We start from the raw sequence: 20,028 nt of genomic DNA on the forward strand, positions 1-20,028 counted from the left end.
TTGTATTAATTTTATTATGGTTACTGTCCTATGAAAAACCAAATATTACTACAGGCGTGAATCCTCATGCACGTAAAAATGACTCTCGAAAGCAATGGTTTATCCATTGCTTTTGTTTTTGAGGTACTTTAGATTGGGTTTTATAATTTGGATTTTGTATTTTTAGTCTTACAAATTTAATATATGATGAAAAAGCTGTTGTTTCTGCTGTTGGTAGTAATTGCCACAGCCGCATCAGCCAACGCCGCCAGCGGAAGGAAGGAAGGAGAAAATGATAAGCTAAAGGAGAAGGGGAAGGAAAAAGAGGGGGAGAAGTCAGCTACTGGGTGTAAAGCCGCTAACTGCGATAGTTCTGATAAGGCTGCAAACAAGAATGTTATACGTCCCAGCCGGGTAGAAGAATACGTGTGGATGTTGCCCAAAGATCAGGACGGTGATAAAATGTATGAAGAAGAACTGAAAAAAGGGGTCCTTGATCTGTATAAATGGTATTTACAGAATGAATCCCGTGTAAATAACAGCGAAACACTGAAAACAACCGGAAAAGAGGTAGCCTTTCCTTTTAAGGTAGATGCTAAAACCTTACAGCAGTATTTCCAGTTCGTAAAGAATAATTTTCCAGGTTTAAGTGAGGATGATCTCACAGATGGTACAAACACTGCCGCTACACCTAAGAAACAGCCTGTAGCCAACCATAAAAAATATGCTCCTGTAAGTGTCAGGGATGATATGGAAAGTCAGATGACTCTTCCCGTTACTAAATAAATTGTTGTCTTGCCATAATGCATTTGGAGTTTAGTTATAATAAGGAGGATGTATTGAATGCATTGCGCTATCATTTCATGCAGCAGGGTGAAACGAAAGTTTTCCGCAATACACTGTTTATTCTACTGACAGTAGCAGTAGCAGGCTATGCCTATAGTATAGTAACTGTTGGGGCTATGTTGGGTATTGTTGCTATGATCATATTGATTACACTCGTATTCTGGTACCTTCTGCCAGTATCTATCTATAATAAAGCCGCTACATTTAAAGACGATATCCGTCTTCGTTATTCTGAAGAAGGTATCATCATTTCTACACGTAGCAGCGAATTCCAAAGAGAATTATCCTGGAGTAATTTTACCAAAGTGATAGAAGCGAAGAACTTCTTTTTTCTTTATCGTGGTAAAAAGAATTTTTTCCTGGTGCCTACCAGCGCTTTTGAAACAGAAGCCGAACAGAAAGAATTTGGCAGGTTAGCGAAGAATAATATTCCATAAAAAAGTTAAAGCATAAAAAGAAAAAGCTCCTCAATAACAATAAGGAGCTTTTTCTTTTTATAAGGAGAAGTTATGAAATACGGCAAAGTGTAAAATGTGATTCATTGTTTTGTCTCCTGTTGCCGGTTGTATAAACTGGTTCATATAACCGGCTTCCAGTTTCAGATTGGGTTGTAATGCAAATCCTGGTGTAATAAGGAAACGGTTCTGATCTATAAATTTATCATTGATCTTATTGTTCCAGAGGTTCATGAAGAATTCATTCTGCAATGCTAAGTAGAATGGCGTCGTCTTCTCTTCTTTACGAATAGGGAATTGCGTGCGGTTAAAATAACGCAGGCGATGACCGTACTTCCAGCTTTGTACATTATTGTGTACAGTTGTCTTCTGTCCTACCCAGCGTTCCTCCAGCCGTACCCTGTGCGTCATTGTAAACCTGGAGTTGGAGTGTTTATAGATAAACTGTTCGTATATACGATGTTCGGGGAACCAAGCAGCAGCGCCATCACTGTAAGTAGTTACATATGCATATCCCAGCAGGTAACCGGCCTTTGTACCTGGCATGTATTGCAGCCCGGCGCGGTTAAGGATCTGTCCTTTGTCGCTGATGCCATTACGGATCCTGGCCTGGAAATCGAAAGGGACAGACCAGTGTTTATCCAGTTGGGCAGTACCAAAGTAGGCGTACCAGTTCTGATAAGCCTGGTTTAATTTCTGAGCAGACAATTGTGCAATACTCCAAAGCAGGCATATAGCCAGCAGACAAATGTTCTTTCGCATATAGTTCCGTTGATCCGGTAAAAATATAAAAAAATCCCGGGCGATAGCCCGGGATGTACGATTGATTGTTGACCAGTTGTATATGTTAGAATTTCAACCACCAGTTTTTAGTGCCTTTGGTGTCTCCGCCAATCGCCGCCGCCGCATCATCATAACTGGCTTTGTTCTGTGTTTGTTCACCGGTGGGGTAAGTAATACGGTAAGGTACAAACGGTGCATTAGGATCTAAAGAACCGTTGTAAGGCGCCAGGAATAATGAGTCACCACCAGGTTTTTTGAAATCCAGGCGGATGCGTTCAAACCATGCCTGGAATCCCTGTGGATATAATGCCAGCCATTTCTGGGTGCCGATTACATTTTTCCAGTCAGCAGCATTGTAAGGAACACCGGCAATGTATTCATCTACACCGGTGGTAATGCTCCAGAAATCCATAGATGCTTTGATACCATTTGTATAATGAGTAGCAGCATCACCTACTGTATAACCGCGTGCTGCCGCTTCTGCCAGTATGAATTCTACTTCGGGGTAGGCCATTAAGATAGCAGGCATGGCAGAAGAATAGATCTTGGTACCAGGAAAAGAAAGATCATCCGCTGTTAGTGATGTCCTGGATGGATCATTCGCGGTAGTCCCATAACGCAAGCCTACAAAATTTGCCGGATTGTTCTTTGTTGGTCTTGCATATACAGGCAACCGGGGATCATTCACGCTTTTCATATAATCTACCAGTGTAGTGCTTACAAAGAAGTCGATAATAGACCTTTCAGTTTCATCCATAGGGAACCTGTTAGGAGTAACACCCGGATATATAACCTGTGCATTATTAGCATTGCTGGTCATTGCAGCCTGGTAATTTGCCTCTATAAGACCTTTTGCTTTTGCAGGATCGGCATCTGCCATACGGATCGCTAAACGCAGCAGTAATGAATGTGCCAGTATTTTCCATGAAGCTACATCTCCACCGTAAATAACATCTCCGGCGCCAAAAGTTGGTTTTGATTCATCCAGTACATTTATCTGAGCCTGCAGTGTATCTGCCAGTGAACTGTAAATGGTTTTTGCATCATCATATTTCGGCGCAATGTTCGTACTTAATTTTAATGCATCCGTATAAGGCACATTCACATAAGTGTCTGTCAGTACCTGAAATAGCCACGCTTTAAGGATTGTAGCAATGGCATTCTGATTAACGGCCGCCGGATTGGTACCTGCTTCATTATTCAGCTGAATGATCTGTTCCAGGTTATATAATGATTTATACAAGGCGGTCCAGAAAGCTGCGTTATTTCCTTCGTCAATTGCATACTGGCTGTCTGCCACTCTTGAATTACCAGACCAGTATTGTGCATAATGCATCGCGAAATATCCATTCTGTAATGTGCTGTACAAAATGTCCATCGCACTTTTTTCTGCACCTGTAAGCAGGAAAGCAGGATCTGAGGTCGTTGGTTTTGTCGGGTTGTGATTGATATCATCCAGTTTATTACAGGCCGCTAAAAGGAGACCGGATAATAAAATAAGACAACTATATTTTAGCATTCGATTAAGCATTTTCATAAAATTTAAAATGAAATGTTCAGGTTAACTCCATATGACCTTACTGATGGTAATGCGCCACCCTCTATACCCTGTACATTCGAGGCAGAGTTAAGAATGTTGGATGGGTCTACATTGGGTGCATTTGATTTTATGAGCCACAGGTTACGTCCGTATAAAGAAAGACGGGCATTCTGTGCATGTACTTTTTTATACCATGCCGCAGGTAAATTATAACCCAGTTTCACTTCACGCAGGTATATATAACTGGCGTCATACAGGTTGGCCCTGCTTAACAGTTTACCCTCATTGCTCTGGAAGTAGGTTGCGGCATCCAGTACTGTCTGATTTGGCTTGCCATCAGCTGTTACGCCTTCTGCAATGATACCTTTTTCACGTACACCATTGGCTGCTGTGATATCCAGCAGACCGGAACCTTTGCCATACATGTTGGTGTATGAGAAGAAATCACCACCATGCTGAAAGTCTACCAGTGCAGACAGGTAAATACCTTTATACGAGAAGGAATTTGTTACACCACCTGTGTAATCAGGATAGGCGTTTCCGATAGGAACAGGATTAGGTGTGATCATATAAATGCCGTTATCTCCCACTATCCTTTGTCCTTTGTCATTATATACATAATCTGTACCCAGTAATGTACCCAGTGGTTTGCCTACATAAGCGGCCACGGATACTTTCTGAGTACGACGGTCTGTTCCGATTAATAATACAGGAAGAGAGGTCTGGTACTGATCGATATCAAGGTTCAGCAGTTTGTTCCTGTTACGTGCAATGTTAGCCCTGATATCCCAGCGGAAGCTGTTTTGCAGGCGGACAGGGTTCAGGTCAACTCCTACTTCTATACCATGGTTTTGCACACTACCACCATTTACAATTGTATTTACAAATCCGGTGGCAGAAGAAACGGGTAAAGGAATGATCTGATCTTTTGTAACACGGTCATAGTAAGTAAAATCCACACCAATACGATTATCAAAAAACTTAACCTGTATCCCTGTTTCATATTCCCGGCTACGTTCAGGTTTGAGTGTTTTATTGTATTTGGTAGAAGACAACTGTGTTGCAGGGTTACTGCCAAAAGGAGGTATAAAATCATAAGTATCATAGATCTGGTAAGGATCTGTATCATTACCCACCATGGATACACTTGCACGCAGCTTACCGAAGCTGAGCCATTTCCAGGTTTTCAGCAGGTCTGAAAACACAAAGGCTGCAGAAGCTGAAGGATATATGTAAGGATTATTTTTACTTATGAGGCTGGAGCTCCAGTCAGCACGGCCGGTCAGATCAAGGAACAACAGGTTTTTATATCCGAATGATGCGGTCGCAAAAGTAGAGTTGATCTGCTTTTCATAGAATTCATCGATCGGGGTGGCCGTTTGTACAGAATTATTCAGGTTATATACACCCCGGATGGTCAGACCACCTGTCGTGGAACCTCCTGTGGTGGTCCATTTACGATGCATGACATTACCACCCACTAATGCATTAAATTTCAGGTCACTGGAAATATCTGCTTTTATATTAGCCGTTAACTGATAGTTCATTTCCCTGGAGGTACGAACGCGTTTGATATAAGAACCAACAAAGTAATCTTTAGCGGTCCTTTCTTCTTCCAGTGTATTATAATCATCCATAAATACCCTGCCGCTGAAACTTAACCATTTGTTTGCTTCATAGTCCAGTCCTGCATTTCCATACAACCGGTTACGGCTATCTGATTCATAATCCATGTAACGGTTCCAGTATGGCCCGTTGCTGGACGCCGGTGTGGGATCGCTCCATGATTTTCTGTTCCAGGTGATTTGTGATCCGTCTGCATACTGATAACGTTTTTCCATTTCGTTATCTAACTGGCGCTGACCATACATCGTGAACTGCAGTGTTGGGTTGGGACCGGTAAAACCTGTTCCAGGTCTGCCTTTTGCATCCAGCATACTATAATTTACAGAAGCTGTTCCCGTTAATCCTTTTGCCACTTCGTAGTTGCCACTGAAAGCAATATTATTACGTGTCATGTAAGCGCCTGGCAATATAAATTTCTGATTCATATTTCCGTAAGACAAACGGAAGGAACCTTTATCATCATTTCCGGCTATTGCAATATTGTTGGTGAGTGTGAACCCCGATCTGTAGAAATCCTTCACATTATTGGGATGTGCTACCCATGGAGCTGTCTGTCCGAAGTTAGGATTGCCTTTATCTTTATCCCATGACCAGTAATGCCGTACCTGTTGTCCTGATAATTTTGGTCCCCAGGAAGCATCATCTGCATATTTTACCAACAGGTCATAGCGACCCTTACCGTTGTTGTCATCGTAAGTAGCATGTGCTTCGTCGATGAATCCTTCAGGGTGCTGATTATAATAGAGCGTATCGAATTTACCACCGGTACCACCACCATATTCGTTCTGATATTTAGGTAATACAGACACCTGGTCTACCTGTGCATTGATGCTATAAGTAACGCCTATACCACCAGGAACATCCGGACGTTTTTTAGTAGTGATCAGCAGTACGCCATTTGCGCCACGACTACCATACAGGGCAGTAGCAGCAGCACCTTTCAATACGGAGATGTTCTCAATATCTTCGGGATTAATATCCTGCAGAGAGGAACCAAAATCATAACCACCACCACCATTCTGTTGTCCGGCAGCATTGGTATTATTATTTACAATAGGAGTACCGTCTACTACTATAAAGGCATTGTTATCTCCTAATATAGATTTGGGGCCACGGATGGTTATCTTGGTGGACCCTCCCATTGAACCTGTATTGGTATTGACTTGCAGGCCGGGGACTTTACCAGAAAGTGCATTTACGAAATTTACTTCTTTGGCTTCCTGTACAGCGTTGCCACCAACTTCTTCCACTGCATATCCAACGGAGCGCGGGTTCTTCTGAATACCTAATGCAGTCACTACTACTTCCTGTAATTGTTTTTTACCTGTGGATGCAGAAGTGAGTGTAATTTTTAATGAATCGTGAGAAGTGATGGGGATTGATTGTTCACCGAAGGAAGCAGCGGATACTTTGACGGTATCTTTTGAAGATACTTTTATGGAGAACTTACCATCTACACCGGCTGCTACCGCTTCTTTCGTAGCCGAGTTCATTATTTTTGCGCCAGGAATCGGTGTACCGGCGGGTTCTTTTACAACGCCTCTGATAGTGAACTGACCGATCTCTTTTTTAAGCGTATTAGCGTCGGCGGGTACTATTAACGCAGTATCACTGCCTGGCTTTACAGTAGTATCCTTTGCTGCTGTGGCAGCAGGTTTGGTACTATCCTGTTTGGTTGCAGTGGTAGAGTCTGTCTTGCCTTTACCTGTAGTGTCTGTGTTTGGAGTGATGACTACGGGCGTTGCTGTTGGCTTAACAGTGGTATCTTTCTGCTGAAAGTACGTAAGGTTCAACAGGGGCTGGTTAACGCTTGTGCTGGCTTTTGCAGGGCTAATGCTACAGAAAAAGGCACAGCACAGCCATAACCAGTTAAGTACATGGCTTCTCATTTTGTATTGAAAGATTAGGTTACAAATTTTTTTAGACGGGTTTCCGTGTCCGTCTTATCGTATGATATCTAGGTCCACTTATAATACAATCGAAATGACCGGTACAATGAGAAAGGCTGTCATTTTTATTAATTCCCCCTGTTATAATTCTTTACTCATTTCGTAATGCGGGATGCCAACTTCCTCAAATTCAGCGCCCTTAACGCTGTATCCTAATTTTTCATAAAAGCCTTTTGCTTCTTTTCGTGCATGCATCATGAGATGAGTAAATCCATTATTTTTTGCCTGTTGTTCTGCAAACAGTATTAGTTGGCGACCAATCCCCTGCCCCTGAGATGCATTATCTACGGCCATTTGCCGTAATTGTACGGTTGTATCATTGAATGGTGTAAGGATACAGCAGCCGGATAACGATTCATTTGTATAACATCCCAGTAGTTGATCATTTATCTCCTTCTGAAGATATTCCTCTGTGTAAGTGAGGCCCAGCGGCTTTCTCAGCACAATATCCCGCAGGGTTACCATATCTTGATAGGCGGCGCTACCATATTCAATGAAACGAAAACTTAACATTCATTATCTATTTGTACAGCACAATTTCCATTGGCGATATAACAAACACCTTGCCAACGGAATGTCTATGAAGTGATTAGAGAAAACAGGCGACGATAATCTTATCTACTGATTTTACTTCGAGCAGACTATCGTGAATAGCTAATGCATTTGGATGGGTATCAGTACAGATTACTTTTTTAATGATCCCACTGTTTTTTATTTTCTGAAAACCACTGCCGGCAAAAATACCGTGGGTAGTGATGACTGATATTTCAGACGCGCCGGCATCTATGTATGCCTGGGCAGCATGAATGAGGGAGCCTCCGGTGCGGATCATATCATCATAAATAATAACGGGTTTGTCTTTCACGTCTGCGCTGATAGCGGTAATATGGGTTTCATCTCCGGAAATACGTTTTTTGAATACAAATGCAGCCTGTACGTGCATGTCATTGGCCAGGGATTCTACCCATTTGGCCCGGCCGGCATCTGTACTGGCCAGTACGAAGGGGCGGCCACCAGCCAGTTCCAGGGCAGCTTCCTTTACCAGGTCTTTACCGTAGAGGTGTACCGGGCGGATCCCGCCTTCGAAGTAATAGGTAATACCGTCTACATGCAGGTCTATCATCATGATCTTATTGCCGGTAGCGGTCTGGGGCAATGCAGAGAACAGCAGGGCCCGGGTCTTGGCCTTTACGATTTCCCCCTGTTTCACCGCCCGCTCCATAGTGGAATACCCGAAAAAAGGGATGACAATGTTCAGGGACACAGCTCCCTGCTGGATACAGCCATGGGCAATATCAAATAATTCCAGTGTTTCTTTATCATCAATGGTCCCCCCTACCAATATTACTTCTTTCCCTGCTACCTCACTTTTTATGCGATGATAATGCTCTCCATCCGGGAAATCCCTTATATCTATTATTCCTTCTTCCCATTGCGCCAGTGCTAACAACTTGGTTTTCAGGTACTGGTAACGTTGAGTCGCAAATATGATCTTATGAGGCATAATGTTTGAAATAAGGAATAAAGATAGTAATATAGTCCAAAGTCCAGAACCCGTTATCGTATACGGGATATCAGTTGTGGACAATTTTTAACGTTTTATTTGCGCAGGGAAAAGTAAATTTGGGCGATGCCTAGACGAATTAAAAGACTTACCGGATGCATCGGAGCATTATGTTTTTACCTGTTATTCTGTCTGCAGCATGCCAATGCGCAGGTAAAAGTATCTGGTATGGTGGCAGATGCAGACACAAGAACTGGTCTTCCGGGAGTAACAATTATCAACAAAAGTACACGGAGTGGTACCATCACGAATGAAAGTGGCCGTTTTTCCATAGACGCGATGCCCGGGGATTCCCTTGAATTTTCCATGCTCAGTTTTTACGGGAAGCAGTTATCAGTACCTGCCACTTCCATGTTCATCAACGTATATCTTTCCAAACGCATATTTGGTTTGCAGGAAGTGCAGATCCGTTCAAAGGATTATCATCAGGATTCTCTTTCTATCCGTCAGGAGTACGGGAAGTATTTTAATTACCATAAGCCTGGTGCGATGGATGTGCTGAAAACATTACCATCCAATCCTATTACGGCGCTTACCTATCTGGTACCCAGCAAGGCACGTAAACGTAAGGAGCATTTCCAGGAGCAGCTGGTATACTGGGAAAAAGAGAAATTCATTGATTACCGGTATAATCCGGAACTGGTGGAACGCATGACCAAATTGAACGGGAATGACCTGGATACCTTTATGCATCGTTTCCGTCCGGGATACCAGTTCATAATGGATGCTTCGGAATATGACCTGTTGTTATATATCAAACAAAGCTTCCAGCAGTATCAACAGGAAAAGGCTAATCCTGCGAAAAAAGAAGAAGAAAATTAAGTAGGTTGATTTTTTAATAAAAGAGCAATTTTTTGTGATGATGCTTCGCACCATCACAAAAAATTGGAGAGGGTTTTAGCAGGTGAAGTCCTGCACCCAAAAAATTCTTCGCTAATTTATAAGCGTTCCGTTTAATCGTAGCAATTGTGTTTCCGCTAATTTGATATTATACCGGGCATTGATCAGCCGGTTAAATCCATCTTCCAGGCTTTGCTGTGCTTCCCTTAATTCTATAGAAGTTGATACGCCCTGTTTGAACCGTTCCAGCGCTACCATCACATTTTCCCTGGCCAGTACCATATTTTCTTCTTCCAGTGTTACGGCTGTTTTATAGTATTCGTAATCCTGAAAAGCAGTGCTGAGAGAGAGGTCTACTTTTGTACGTGTATTTTCCAGCATCAACTGTTGATAATCTACATTTAGCCGGGCATCCTGTACCTGTCTCTTTACATTGAACCCATTGAAGATGGGAATTGTAGCAGAGAACCCATAGTTCAATATGCCGTTCTGGTTATATACAGGGCTGAAAGAGTTGGTAGCTGCATTAGAATTAACGCGGGAATAATTATATCCGGAGTTGAAATTAATGACCGGGAAATAATCGCCTTTGCTCTCTTTTAATTGCAGCCGGGATACGGTGAGGTTTTGTTGTGCCACCAGTAACCCCGTGTTCTTTTGTAAGATCTGCTGACGCAGTTCTCCGTAAGATAATGACATGTTCAGCGGGATGCTATCCTGTACATCGTAACCGGTATTACCTGCTTCTACTGCCATTAACTGATTTAATGCGGACTTACTTTGTTCTATTAATGTCTGTTGTCTTAAGTAGGCTGCTTTCTGTGCATTGTAATCTACTTTGGATTGCAGCCAGTCTGTTTTTGGGCCTAAGCCAGTCTGGAACTTTGCATCCGATAGTTTCACTCTTTCTTCAGAAATAGACATCTGTTCCGATACATTGCGCAGTTGTTGTTTTTGCTGCACGATGTTATAATAACTGGCAATGATATTGGCCACACTATTCACCAGCTGATCTTTTACGGCCAGCTCTCCCAGGTTGCGCATAGCTTCCAGTTTCTGACGGGTGGCAAACATTTTAAGACCATCAAAGAGTGTCCATGAAAGACTTACATTGGCAGAGAGGTTTCTGCTGTGGATACCACTGGTATCACGTTTGGAGCCGTTAAGGAACTCCTGTTTGGTTTGTGTGGTGTTCCATACTCTGGAGGCGGTACCGTTTATACGGGGAGCGAATGCGAAGTTCGCATACGCGTAATCGTTAGCAGTGATAGCAGCATCGTTTTGTGCCAGGCGGATATCGTAGTTGTTCTTCAACGCGAGATCTATCGCCTGCTCCAGCGTGAGTATTTTTTGTGCCTGTGTTGTAAATCCGCACAGTAAAAAGGAATATAGAAGTATACGTTTCATGTGATTGCTCTAATTAGTGTACAGTAACAGCGGTCCTTTCTTCTTCGATCTCTTTTTCTCCACCCTGTTTCCTTCTTGATAAGAACGTGTACATGGCCGGTATTACAAATAAAGTGAGGATGAGAGAGAATACAATTCCCCCTACAATCACAATACCCAATGGGATACGGCTGGTAGCAGCAGCGCCCAGTGAGAGGGCGATAGGCAATGCGCCCAGCGCCATGGCCAGACTGGTCATCAGGATAGGCCGTAAACGCATGGCGGATGCCTGTATGGCTGCAGAGGCTTTATCTGCACCTTCATCGCGTTTATGATTCGCAAACTCCACTATCAGGATGCCATTCTTGGTTACCAATCCTATCAGCATGATTACCCCTATCTGTGAGAATATATTCCAGGTCTGGTCAAATAGCCACAGAGAGAATAATGCACCTGCGAAGGCCAGTGGCACCGTCAGCATAATGATGAACGGATCGACCCAGCTTTCGAACTGTGCTGCCAGTACCAGGTAAATGAGTACGAGGGCCAGTATGAGCGCAAACATGGTGTTGGAACCACTTTCCGCATAGTCTCTTGAAGAGCCGGAGAGTGCTGCTACGTACGAGTCATTGAGGACACCCTTCTTCTGAAGCTTATCGTAAATACGGTACATCGCGCTGATACCGTCTCCGATCGTTTTACCGGGGGCAAGACTGGCAGAGATGGTCGCTGATTTATAACGGTTGAAGTGGTAGATGATAGGCGGACTTGTCTCCTCTTCTATCGTTACCACGTTATCCAGCTGGATCGCTTCGCCGCGGCTGTTACGTACGTATATGTTCTGCAGGTCTGTAGGTTTATCGCGGTTGCCGCGGAAAACCTGTCCCATTACCTGGTATTGTTTACCATTTCTTACAAAGTAACCATATCGTAGATTACTTAATGCTAATTGCAATGTTTGTGAGATATCATCTACTGACACACCTAATTCACTTGCTTTCGCACGGTTGATCTGTAAGCGTAATTCCGGTTTATTGAATTTGAGATCTACGTCCACGCCGGCAAAGGTGGGATCATTATAGGCCTCTTCCAGGAATTGCGGCAGAACGGCAGAGAGACTATCGAAATTGATATGTTGTAATACAAATGATACGGGGAGTCCGCTACGGCGACCCACCTGTATGGTTTGTTGTTCTATTGCAAATACTTTCCCTTCGGGGAAGCGGAACATGTTTTTATTTACCATGTTCACGATCTCTTTCTGGGAGCGGGTACGATCATGAGGTTCTGTCAGTACTACGTTGGCAAAGCCGCTGTTAACAGCAGCGCTTCCAAAGCCCGGAGCGGTTACTGTGATGAGGATTTTCTTTTCCGGTATGGAATCTACCATGAACTGTGTAAGTCCGTCCATGTAACGTTCCATATAATCGTAAGAGGTCCCTTCTGGAGCGCTGATGGAGAGGCGGAACTGGCTACGGTCTTCTATAGGAGCCAGTTCTGATTGCAGGGATCTGAACACGAAATAAATGAGGGCCACGCAGCCTAATATAATAAGTGTAGCCACCCAGCGCATGCGCATGAATGCTTCCAGTGCGCGTTGGTAACCCGATTCCATTCCTGTAAAGAAGGGTTCTGTTTTTTCATAGAACCAGGAGTGTTTATGGGTTTTACGGCCCAGCTTCACATTCAGCACAGGCGTTAATGTTAAGGATACAAAAGCAGAGATGAGTACGGCACCAGCCACTACGATCCCGAATTCCCGGAACAGTCGCCCTACGAAACCCTGCAGGAATACGATGGGGAGGAATACGAACGCGAGTGTGATGGAGGTAGCGATTACTGCGAAGAAGATTTCTTCTGAACCTTCTTTCGCCGCCTGCATGCGTGGCATACCTGCTTCTATTTTCTTATAGATGTTTTCCGTTACCACGATACCATCATCTACTACCAGTCCGGTTGCCAGTACAATGGCCAGCAGTGTTAATATATTAATGGTAAATCCGCAGACGTACATAATAAAGAAGGCCGCTATTAAAGATACCGGGATATCTACTAATGGGCGGAAGGCCATGAGCCAGTCGCGGAAGAACAGGTAGATAATAAGGATTACCAGTACCAGTGCCACGATGAGGGTTTCTTCCACTTCTTCTATCGATTTCCGGATAAACCGGGTATTATCGATAGCGATGTTGGTAGTAATATCGGCAGGAAGGTCCTTTTTCAGTTGTTCATAGCGTTTGTAGAATTCATCGGTTATGGCCACATAGTTAGAACCAGGTTGTGGGGACAGGGCGAGGGCCACCATCGGAACGCCGGATTCTTTGAGGATGGTTTCTTCATTTTCAGGCCCCAGAATAGCCTGACCAACATCCCTGAAGTGGATTACATTCCCGTTTACGTTTTTTATTATCAGGTTGTCGAAATCATCTTCTGTATTTAAACGGCCAAAGGTACGTACTGTCAGTTCCGTTGCATTACCGGCAATTTTACCGGAGGGCAATTCTACGTTTTCTTTGGTGAGGGCGGTTTGAACGTCTGCAGGAGTAAGGCTGTAGGCAGAGAGTTTAGCCGGGTCCATCCAGAGGCGCATAGCATATTTCTTCTCTCCCAATATGCGGATGGAGCTGACACCCGGAATGGTTTGCAGTCTTTCCAGTAATACATTATTCGCATATTCAGTTATTTCCAGCTGGTTGCGTACGTTACTTTGTACGGTCATGGAGAGGATATAATCTGAGTTAGCATCTTCTTTGGACACAACGGGAGGTGCATCGATATCGGGCGGAAGGCTACGGAGCGCCTGGGATACTTTGTCTCGTACGTCGTTGGCCGCAGCTTCCAGGTCTATTCCCAGTTCAAATTCAACAGTGATATTGCTGGAGCCCTGGCTGCTGCTGGAGGATATATTTTTGATACCGGCAATCCCGTTAATGGATTTTTCCAGTGGTTCTGTGATCTGTGTTTCAATAATGTCTGAGTTGGCACCGGCATAAGAGGTACGTACATTCACTATAGGTGGGTCTATGGCGGGAAAATCCCTTACTCCCAGAAAGTTGAATCCCACAACGCCGAATATCACTATGATAATATTCATAACGATGGCGAATACAGGACGTTTGAGTGATAGAGAGGGTAGACTCATTATTTTACCTTATTATATTTTAATGCCACTCCGGTTTTCAATTGTAAAATGCCGCTGGTAATTACTGTATCCCCTACACGGAGCCCGCTGGTGATCTGTACGTTGTCTGCATTGCGGATACCTGTTTCCACGATGACGAATTTGGCCCTGCCGCTGTCTGCGATAGCTACTTTTTTATCTCTTGTGCCGGGTATTACTGCCTGAGTAGGCACCATAATAGCATCGGGCATATTTTTGAGAGCGATGAGTACTTTAGCGAAAGAGCCCGGCAATAGTTGTCCGGTGTTAGGAACGATGGCCCTGATCCTGATGGTACGGGTAGACAGGTCGATTTTAGGGTCCATGGCATAGATGTTACCTTTATATGTATGGAGGTCTCCTGCCACTTTGAAGTCAACCATGTCACCTTGTTTAATAGCGGTGCGATATTTTTCAGGAACAGAGAAGTCTATTTTAAGCGGGTCGATCTGTTGGAGTGTAGTAATAATAGTGGTAGGAGACACGATGGCACCTAAGCTAATGTTGCGTAAACCCAGTCTTCCGCTGAAGGGAGCACGAAGTTCTGTTTTTTGTAACTGGGTGCGGGTGTATTCCATATCTGCACCGTAGGCGCTCACCTGATTGCGGGTAACGTCTACATCCTGCCGGCTTATACCGTTGATCTTCAGTAGGTTCTCCTGACGTTCGAGGGTAGTTTTGGAGAGTTGCTGCTGTAGTTCCAGTTTTTGTAACTGAGCTTTCAGGTCTTCGTCGTATAGTTTTACGAGTAAGGTACCTTTAGCCACGTTGGTACCTTCTTTAAAAAAGAGGCCTACAACTTTGGCGGTAATCTCTGGCTGCACCTGTACTTCTTCATTACTTTGAAGCGTCCCGCTGGCTTCAATGGTTTCATTGAGCGAGCTGGTTTTAACGATATAAGCGTCTACCAGGAGGTTCTTTCCGCCACTACCACGGGTTTGAGATTTACCTGTAGCTGATGGTTCACCGGGTTTAGTCGCTCTTTTGTAGATAAAAATTCCGATGGCTGCTGCTACTGCCAGATAGATTATAATTTTCAGGATCTTCTTATTGCCGGCCATGTGCTTGCTTTTGTTTAAATTGTAGGGCTAAACCCGGGCAAATTTAATAAATGAGAGTGCTGATAGGGAAGGGTGAGTGTTAATTAAAGTTAATCATGTCTATAGAAGGTTCAATAGGATGTTGAATGGCAATATGGCTTAAGAAATGCCTGTAAATAGGGTTTCCGGGGTCTTTTTACCTGTAATACTTTTTATTAATAATAATGGAAACCCTTTATGGGTATGGGTTTACGTGATATACAACTAAAGTATATGATGTAAAATTCATGTGCGTTCTTGTCAATTCAATAAAAATTATATTTTTGCACTCAAGTTTTAAACCAAAAACACTTAAAATTATGTCAGACATTGCATCAAGAGTTAAAAAGATCATTATTGACAAATTGGGCGTTGACGAAGCAGAGGTAACTCCTGAAGCCAGCTTTACCAACGACCTGGGCGCTGACTCTTTGGATACGGTAGAACTGATCATGGAATTCGAAAAAGAATTCAACATCTCCATTCCTGACGAACAAGCTGAAACTATTACTACTGTTGGCCAGGCAGTTGCTTACCTGGAAGAACATGTAAAATAATCTTACTTAATCAGATTTGTTTTAATGCTGCAACCGAGACGCGTAGTCGTTACAGGTTTAGGCGCACTTACACCGCTCGGCAATTCCGTTTCAGATTTCTGGAAGGGGTTGACTGGCGGTGTATCTGGCGCCGGGCCTATTACACAGTTTGATGCTGCCAAGTTCAAGACACGTTTTGCTTGCGAACTGAAGAACTTTGATGCAACTCACTTTCTGGATAAAAAAGAGGCCCGTAAGATGGACCCTTTTACGCAGACGGCTATTATAGCCGCTGACCAGGCAGTGCAGGATGCCGGAATAAGCCGTAATTCTGTTGATGTTGACAGGGTGGGGGTTATCTGGGGTTCAGGCATTGGTGGGATGATCAACTTCTGTCAGGAGATTAAAGATTTTGGTCAGGGGGATGGAACACCGCGTTTCAGTCCATTCCTGATCACCAGGCTAATACTGGACATAGCTGCAGGGCATATATCTATACGCCACGGCTTCAGGGGACCCAATTTTTCGGTGGTGTCTGCCTGTGCCTCTGCTACGAATGCCATTATAGAAGCCATGCACTACATCAGGTACGGCAGGGCAGATGTGATGATCACCGGCGGTTCGGAAAATGTTATTAACGATGCCTGCGTAGGTGGTTTTAACGCCATGAAAGCCCTATCCGAAAGAAACGATGACCCGCGTACAGCTTCCCGTCCTTTTGACCTGAACAGAGACGGCTTTGTTATGGGAGAAGGAGCCGGTGGGCTGGTATTGGAATCCTATGAACATGCGATGGCAAGAGGTGCCAAAATTTATGCTGAACTGGCCGGAGGCGGCGCAACTGCAGATGCCCATCACATTACGGCCCCTCATCCGGAAGGATTAGGCGCCATGAATGTTATGCGGCTGGCCCTGTCAGATGCCGGACTACAACCCCATGAGATAGATTATATTAATGTGCATGGTACTTCCACTCCCCTGGGAGATGTTGCGGAAGTAAAAGCGATACAGCAGGTTTTTGGAGAAGATGCTTATAAAATGAACATCAGTTCTACCAAATCCATGACCGGGCATCTGTTAGGTGCAGCCGGGGCTGTAGAATCCATCGCGGCTATTATGTCTATTGTTCATGGCATTGTCCCTCCTACCATTAATCATTTTACGGACGATCCTCAGCTGGATCCCAAATTAAATTTTACCTTTAACGTCGCACAACATAGAGAAATCAACGCTGCATTAAGTAACACCTTCGGTTTTGGTGGCCATAATGCCTCTGTTATTTTCAAAAAATTTGTTGCTTGATTGTGTGAAATTACTTCCAGGATTTTTATATCGATTTGTTTACAAGAAAAAGACCCTTTACAAGGATCTTTACAACTTACTGGGCTTTCATCCGGGCAACTTCGCATTGTATGAAGTGGCGTTAAGTCACCGCTCCAGCAAAGAGAAGTTCCTGGAAAGCAATGAGCGCCTGGAATACCTGGGTGATGCCATCCTCGGCGCCATTATCGGCGACTATCTCTTTAAAAAATATCCCTACAAAACAGAAGGATATCTTACAGAGATGCGGTCTAAGATAGTGAACCGCCAGCAGTTGAATGACATCGCTATCAAAATGGGGTTGCGTAAGCTCACCATTTATGATAAGTACAACAGCTTCCTGAAAATAAGCCAGATCTTCGGTAATACACTGGAAGCGCTGGTAGGGGCCGTATATCTGGATAAAGGGTATAACCGCACCAAACAATTTGTTCACCAGCGTTTGCTTGTGCCTTATATAGACCTGGAACTGCTTGAAAGTGTGGAAATGAACCACAAAAACAAGTTGTACGGCTGGGCTAACAAGCATGGTAAAAACCTCGAGTTTGACCTGCTGGAAGAACAGATGGACAATGGCCGCCGCATCTTTACCGTAGGCGCTGTCGTTGATGGGGAACTGATCTGCAGTGGCAAAGCTTTCAATAAGAAAGACGCCAGCCAGATAGCTGCCCAGCAGGCTATAGAATTACTTGGCCTGGGAGAAAAATAACTCGCCTTCTATGCATCAGTTCTGACTGATGCTCCCATTTCTTTGTACCCTCCGATATTATCCAGACTGGCCGATTATTTACAACGTGAAGACATGTTGTGAGGAATGCTGTGCGTGCTGTCTTTTTCCTGTTGTATTTTGCGCGGATGCCTCCTGGCTGCAGGCTTTATACTGAATTGATGAATGGTTAATATCAGTACTATTAAATAAAAAAGCCGGGTATACTTATTCATAGAATACAAAGAAAACGCCGGGACGTGACAACAGTATGTCAGCAGTCTTTACAGATAATATTCTTTCAGTTCCAGCACAAGTAGTTTCATTTGTGTAGTAAGTTCGGCAGGTGTGATAATCTCAACATTATTCCCCCATGTTAATAGCCAGCGTCCAAATGCGAATAAGCAGGGAAAGAGGAAGGTCATCTCCATACATTCTCCTATTGCCTGTTCTTCTGTAAAGCCGTAAAAGAATTTGCTTTCTCCTATGCGGCGTGCTGTTGCCTGTGACGCTTTTATCTTAATCAACAGACGGGGGGTGTCTGTTTCCCCATATTTGTCCATATATTCTTTCAGCGAAATGCGCTTTGTTTTATCATAGGTAGTACTCGTTAAAGTAAGTCCTTTGATACGGTCCATGCGGAAGTCGCGATAGCCCTTGCGCAGTCTGCACCAGGCAATGAGGTGCCAGGTACCGCTCATGAAGACAATGCCGATAGGCTCTACTTCGCGCTGCGAGAGTGTTTCATTATGATACGCGAAATAATCCAGTTGCAGTACCAGTTGTTGCCCCAGGCTATGCTGGATATCGCTCATAAAGCGGTTAGGAAACTCTTCCGTAACGGGGGGCCGCCTGCTGACGATCGCAATATTATCTTCCAGTGATTCGAGGAAATCCTTTTCGGTGCCGCGTAATACTGCCTTTATCTTTTGCATGGCACTACTGAACTGTTTGCGGTTGGAATGGTCGCCCAGGTGGGTCATCAGTTTTTCGCCTGTGAGCAGTGCTGCGGCTTCTTCCCTGCTGAACATCACAGGTGGCAGGTGATATCCCTCTACCAGGTAGTAACCCGTACCAGCCTCTGCACCTACTGGCACACCAGCTTCCTGCAGCGCTTTAACGTCCCGGTAAACAGTACGCAGGCTGATATTAAAGCGATCTGCTATTTCAGCAGCTTTCACTATTTTTTTGCCCTGCAGCTGAATAAGAATGGCAGAAAGACGGTCGATTCTGTTCATACAGCAGCAAGTTAGAATAAATATGAAAATATTTACCGCAGGGATTAAACTTCTGCTATAAGAGCAAGTCTTAGATACAGCAAATATTTGAGAGTAACGGTTTTGAAAGTGTGAAAAAGAAGACTCTGTAAAATATTTAAGAACTAGATGCTACAGTACAGAATATAGGTTAAATGGTAAGCCCCTGCAACTCATTGCGGGGGCCTTTTTTTGCCCTCCCTCCAACCCAAAGAATTTATTTTCATTAACTTATAGTTAACAGATATCAAAAGGATTCGTTTTACTTTTGGTGTAAGCAAAATTCAAATGAGTTTTTTTAATGGTTAATTTGGGGAGGGCCTGATTTTCATCAGGCCCCTTTTTATTTTGCTACCTTCCTGATCATTTTAGTTTGTAGTTTAGAGTTTCTGGTCTGTCTCTAATGGCGGGCCACAGTACTTTAAACCAGGTAATTTGGCGGGCTCCGAAAATATCAATCAAGTAACCAACGAAGAGCGGGAACTGTGGAATGCATTCAGGAAAGGGAATGAACAGGCTTTCAGTGATATCTACCATCAGTTTTCCGGTACACTTTATAACTATGGATATCACCTGGCTGCTGATGCTGCACTGGTTCAGGATGCTATGCAGGACCTGTTTTCTGATCTGTGGCGCACACGAAAAAATCTATCTGAAACTACCTCTGTCAAGTATTATTTATTCCGTTCCCTACGCCGTAAGCTGCACCGGCTCTCTGATATCAAACAATTACCGGAAGATCTTTATCCCCTTCAAACAGAATCTGCGGAAACTTTAAGGATACAGGGGGAGGAAGATATATTGCAGCGACAGCATTTACAAAGATTAATGGGCCTGTTGCCGGCCAGGCAGCAGGAAGTAATACGATTGCGCTTCTATGATAACTTCAGCTGGGAAGAGATTGCCGGTATATTACAAATCAATGAGCAGTCTGTACGGAACCTTGTTCAGCGGGCTGTGGTGAAGTTGCGGGAGTTGTGGTAAAAATATTTCCTTCCAGGTG

16 protein-coding genes are annotated in these 20,028 nt (G+C 43.9%); 7 read left to right on the forward strand and 9 right to left on the reverse strand.

Annotation, left to right across the window (positions count from 1 at the left end; genetic code table 11):
* The first annotated feature begins 183 nt into the window (after positions 1-183).
* Entirely contained in the window at positions 184-765 is a 582-nt protein-coding gene (locus GO495_RS19420) for a hypothetical protein (RefSeq protein ID WP_157301374.1), read from the forward strand.
* 17 nt (positions 766-782) lie between these two features.
* Positions 783-1,262: a YcxB family protein gene (locus tag GO495_RS19425; RefSeq protein WP_157301375.1), complete on the forward strand. Its 480-nt coding sequence runs from the start codon at positions 783-785 to the stop codon at positions 1,260-1,262.
* Positions 1,263-1,319: 57 nt separating this feature from the next.
* Here the strand turns inward: GO495_RS19425 and GO495_RS19430 are convergent, their stop codons facing one another.
* The 5 genes from GO495_RS19430 to prs all read right to left on the reverse strand — a co-directional run bounded on the left by GO495_RS19430 (position 1,320) and on the right by prs (position 8,682).
* Positions 1,320-2,042 carry a DUF2490 domain-containing protein gene (locus GO495_RS19430; protein ID WP_157301376.1) on the reverse strand — a complete coding sequence of 241 codons (723 nt, stop codon included), beginning with the start codon at positions 2,040-2,042 and terminating at the stop codon, positions 1,320-1,322.
* Between the two features lie 85 nt (positions 2,043-2,127).
* On the reverse strand, positions 2,128-3,582 hold the full coding sequence (locus GO495_RS19435; protein WP_157301377.1) for a SusD/RagB family nutrient-binding outer membrane lipoprotein: 1,455 nt from the start codon (positions 3,580-3,582) through the stop codon (positions 2,128-2,130).
* 23 nt (positions 3,583-3,605) lie between these two features.
* Complete coding sequence (locus tag GO495_RS19440; protein WP_157301378.1) at positions 3,606-7,118, reverse strand: SusC/RagA family TonB-linked outer membrane protein; 3,513 nt, start codon at positions 7,116-7,118, stop codon at positions 3,606-3,608.
* A 141-nt stretch (positions 7,119-7,259) separates the two neighbouring features.
* Positions 7,260-7,691, reverse strand: coding sequence for a GNAT family N-acetyltransferase (locus tag GO495_RS19445; protein ID WP_157301379.1), 432 nt, complete (start codon positions 7,689-7,691; stop codon positions 7,260-7,262).
* Between the two features lie 76 nt (positions 7,692-7,767).
* A complete protein-coding gene (gene prs, locus GO495_RS19450; protein ID WP_157301380.1) occupies positions 7,768-8,682 on the reverse strand; it encodes a ribose-phosphate diphosphokinase in 915 nt (304 codons plus the stop codon).
* A 126-nt stretch (positions 8,683-8,808) separates the two neighbouring features.
* Between prs and GO495_RS19455 the strand changes: the two genes are divergently transcribed.
* Positions 8,809-9,564, forward strand: coding sequence for a carboxypeptidase-like regulatory domain-containing protein (locus GO495_RS19455; RefSeq protein WP_157301381.1), 756 nt, complete (start codon positions 8,809-8,811; stop codon positions 9,562-9,564).
* A gap of 111 nt (positions 9,565-9,675) precedes the next feature.
* Here the strand turns inward: GO495_RS19455 and GO495_RS19460 are convergent, their stop codons facing one another.
* From GO495_RS19460 to GO495_RS19470, 3 genes are read right to left on the reverse strand one after another with little or no spacing between them, the layout of a single operon-like run.
* Positions 9,676-10,989 (reverse strand): TolC family protein, encoded by a 1,314-nt coding sequence (locus GO495_RS19460; RefSeq protein ID WP_157301382.1) that lies wholly within the window; start codon positions 10,987-10,989, stop codon positions 9,676-9,678.
* 13 nt (positions 10,990-11,002) lie between these two features.
* The gene (locus tag GO495_RS19465) at positions 11,003-14,110 is read right to left on the reverse strand and encodes an efflux RND transporter permease subunit (RefSeq protein ID WP_157301383.1); all 3,108 of its coding nucleotides are present in this window, start codon (positions 14,108-14,110) and stop codon (positions 11,003-11,005) included.
* On the reverse strand, positions 14,110-15,189 hold the full coding sequence (locus tag GO495_RS19470) for an efflux RND transporter periplasmic adaptor subunit (RefSeq protein ID WP_157301384.1): 1,080 nt from the start codon (positions 15,187-15,189) through the stop codon (positions 14,110-14,112). Before GO495_RS19470 ends, GO495_RS19465 begins: the two co-directional genes overlap by 1 nt.
* 338 nt (positions 15,190-15,527) lie before the next feature.
* Between GO495_RS19470 and GO495_RS19475 the strand changes: the two genes are divergently transcribed.
* The 3 genes from GO495_RS19475 to rnc are packed head-to-tail and all read left to right on the forward strand — an operon-like array spanning position 15,528 to position 17,772.
* Complete coding sequence (locus GO495_RS19475; protein ID WP_012788038.1) at positions 15,528-15,764, forward strand: acyl carrier protein; 237 nt, start codon at positions 15,528-15,530, stop codon at positions 15,762-15,764.
* A gap of 27 nt (positions 15,765-15,791) precedes the next feature.
* A complete protein-coding gene (fabF, locus tag GO495_RS19480) occupies positions 15,792-17,045 on the forward strand; it encodes a beta-ketoacyl-ACP synthase II (RefSeq protein WP_157301485.1) in 1,254 nt (417 codons plus the stop codon).
* 4 nt (positions 17,046-17,049) lie between these two features.
* Positions 17,050-17,772 (forward strand): ribonuclease III, encoded by a 723-nt coding sequence (gene rnc / locus GO495_RS19485; RefSeq protein WP_338075447.1) that lies wholly within the window; start codon positions 17,050-17,052, stop codon positions 17,770-17,772.
* A 281-nt stretch (positions 17,773-18,053) separates the two neighbouring features.
* Here rnc and GO495_RS19490 read toward each other — a convergent pair whose 3' ends face one another.
* Positions 18,054-19,007, reverse strand: coding sequence for a helix-turn-helix transcriptional regulator (locus GO495_RS19490; RefSeq protein ID WP_157301386.1), 954 nt, complete (start codon positions 19,005-19,007; stop codon positions 18,054-18,056).
* Positions 19,008-19,460: 453 nt separating this feature from the next.
* Between GO495_RS19490 and GO495_RS19495 the strand changes: the two genes are divergently transcribed.
* Positions 19,461-20,009, forward strand: a complete 549-nt coding sequence (locus GO495_RS19495; RefSeq protein WP_157301387.1) for an RNA polymerase sigma factor — start codon at positions 19,461-19,463, stop codon at positions 20,007-20,009.
* Positions 20,010-20,028: the final 19 nt, after the last annotated feature.

The sequence above is a fragment of the Chitinophaga oryziterrae genome (assembly GCF_009758125.1).
GTDB lineage: Bacteria > Bacteroidota > Bacteroidia > Chitinophagales > Chitinophagaceae > Chitinophaga > Chitinophaga oryziterrae.

Excerpts from the sequence above, each read along its gene's own strand:
- GO495_RS19445 (WP_157301379.1), bottom strand. The coding sequence starts at position 7,691 with ATGTTAAGTTTTCGTTTCATTGAATATGGTAGCGCCGCCTATCAAGAT.
- GO495_RS19490 (WP_157301386.1), bottom strand. The coding sequence starts at position 19,007 with ATGAACAGAATCGACCGTCTTTCTGCCATTCTTATTCAGCTGCAGGGC.
- GO495_RS19465 (WP_157301383.1), bottom strand. The coding sequence starts at position 14,110 with ATGAGTCTACCCTCTCTATCACTCAAACGTCCTGTATTCGCCATCGTT.
- GO495_RS19470 (WP_157301384.1), bottom strand. The coding sequence starts at position 15,189 with ATGGCCGGCAATAAGAAGATCCTGAAAATTATAATCTATCTGGCAGTA.
- GO495_RS19440 (WP_157301378.1), bottom strand. The coding sequence starts at position 7,118 with ATGAGAAGCCATGTACTTAACTGGTTATGGCTGTGCTGTGCCTTTTTC.
- GO495_RS19435 (WP_157301377.1), bottom strand. The coding sequence starts at position 3,582 with ATGCTAAAATATAGTTGTCTTATTTTATTATCCGGTCTCCTTTTAGCG.
- GO495_RS19420 (WP_157301374.1), top strand. The coding sequence starts at position 184 with ATGATGAAAAAGCTGTTGTTTCTGCTGTTGGTAGTAATTGCCACAGCC.
- prs (WP_157301380.1), bottom strand. The coding sequence starts at position 8,682 with ATGCCTCATAAGATCATATTTGCGACTCAACGTTACCAGTACCTGAAA.
- GO495_RS19425 (WP_157301375.1), top strand. The coding sequence starts at position 783 with ATGCATTTGGAGTTTAGTTATAATAAGGAGGATGTATTGAATGCATTG.
- GO495_RS19460 (WP_157301382.1), bottom strand. The coding sequence starts at position 10,989 with ATGAAACGTATACTTCTATATTCCTTTTTACTGTGCGGATTTACAACA.
- GO495_RS19430 (WP_157301376.1), bottom strand. The coding sequence starts at position 2,042 with ATGCGAAAGAACATTTGTCTGCTGGCTATATGCCTGCTTTGGAGTATT.
- GO495_RS19475 (WP_012788038.1), top strand. The coding sequence starts at position 15,528 with ATGTCAGACATTGCATCAAGAGTTAAAAAGATCATTATTGACAAATTG.
- GO495_RS19455 (WP_157301381.1), top strand. The coding sequence starts at position 8,809 with ATGCCTAGACGAATTAAAAGACTTACCGGATGCATCGGAGCATTATGT.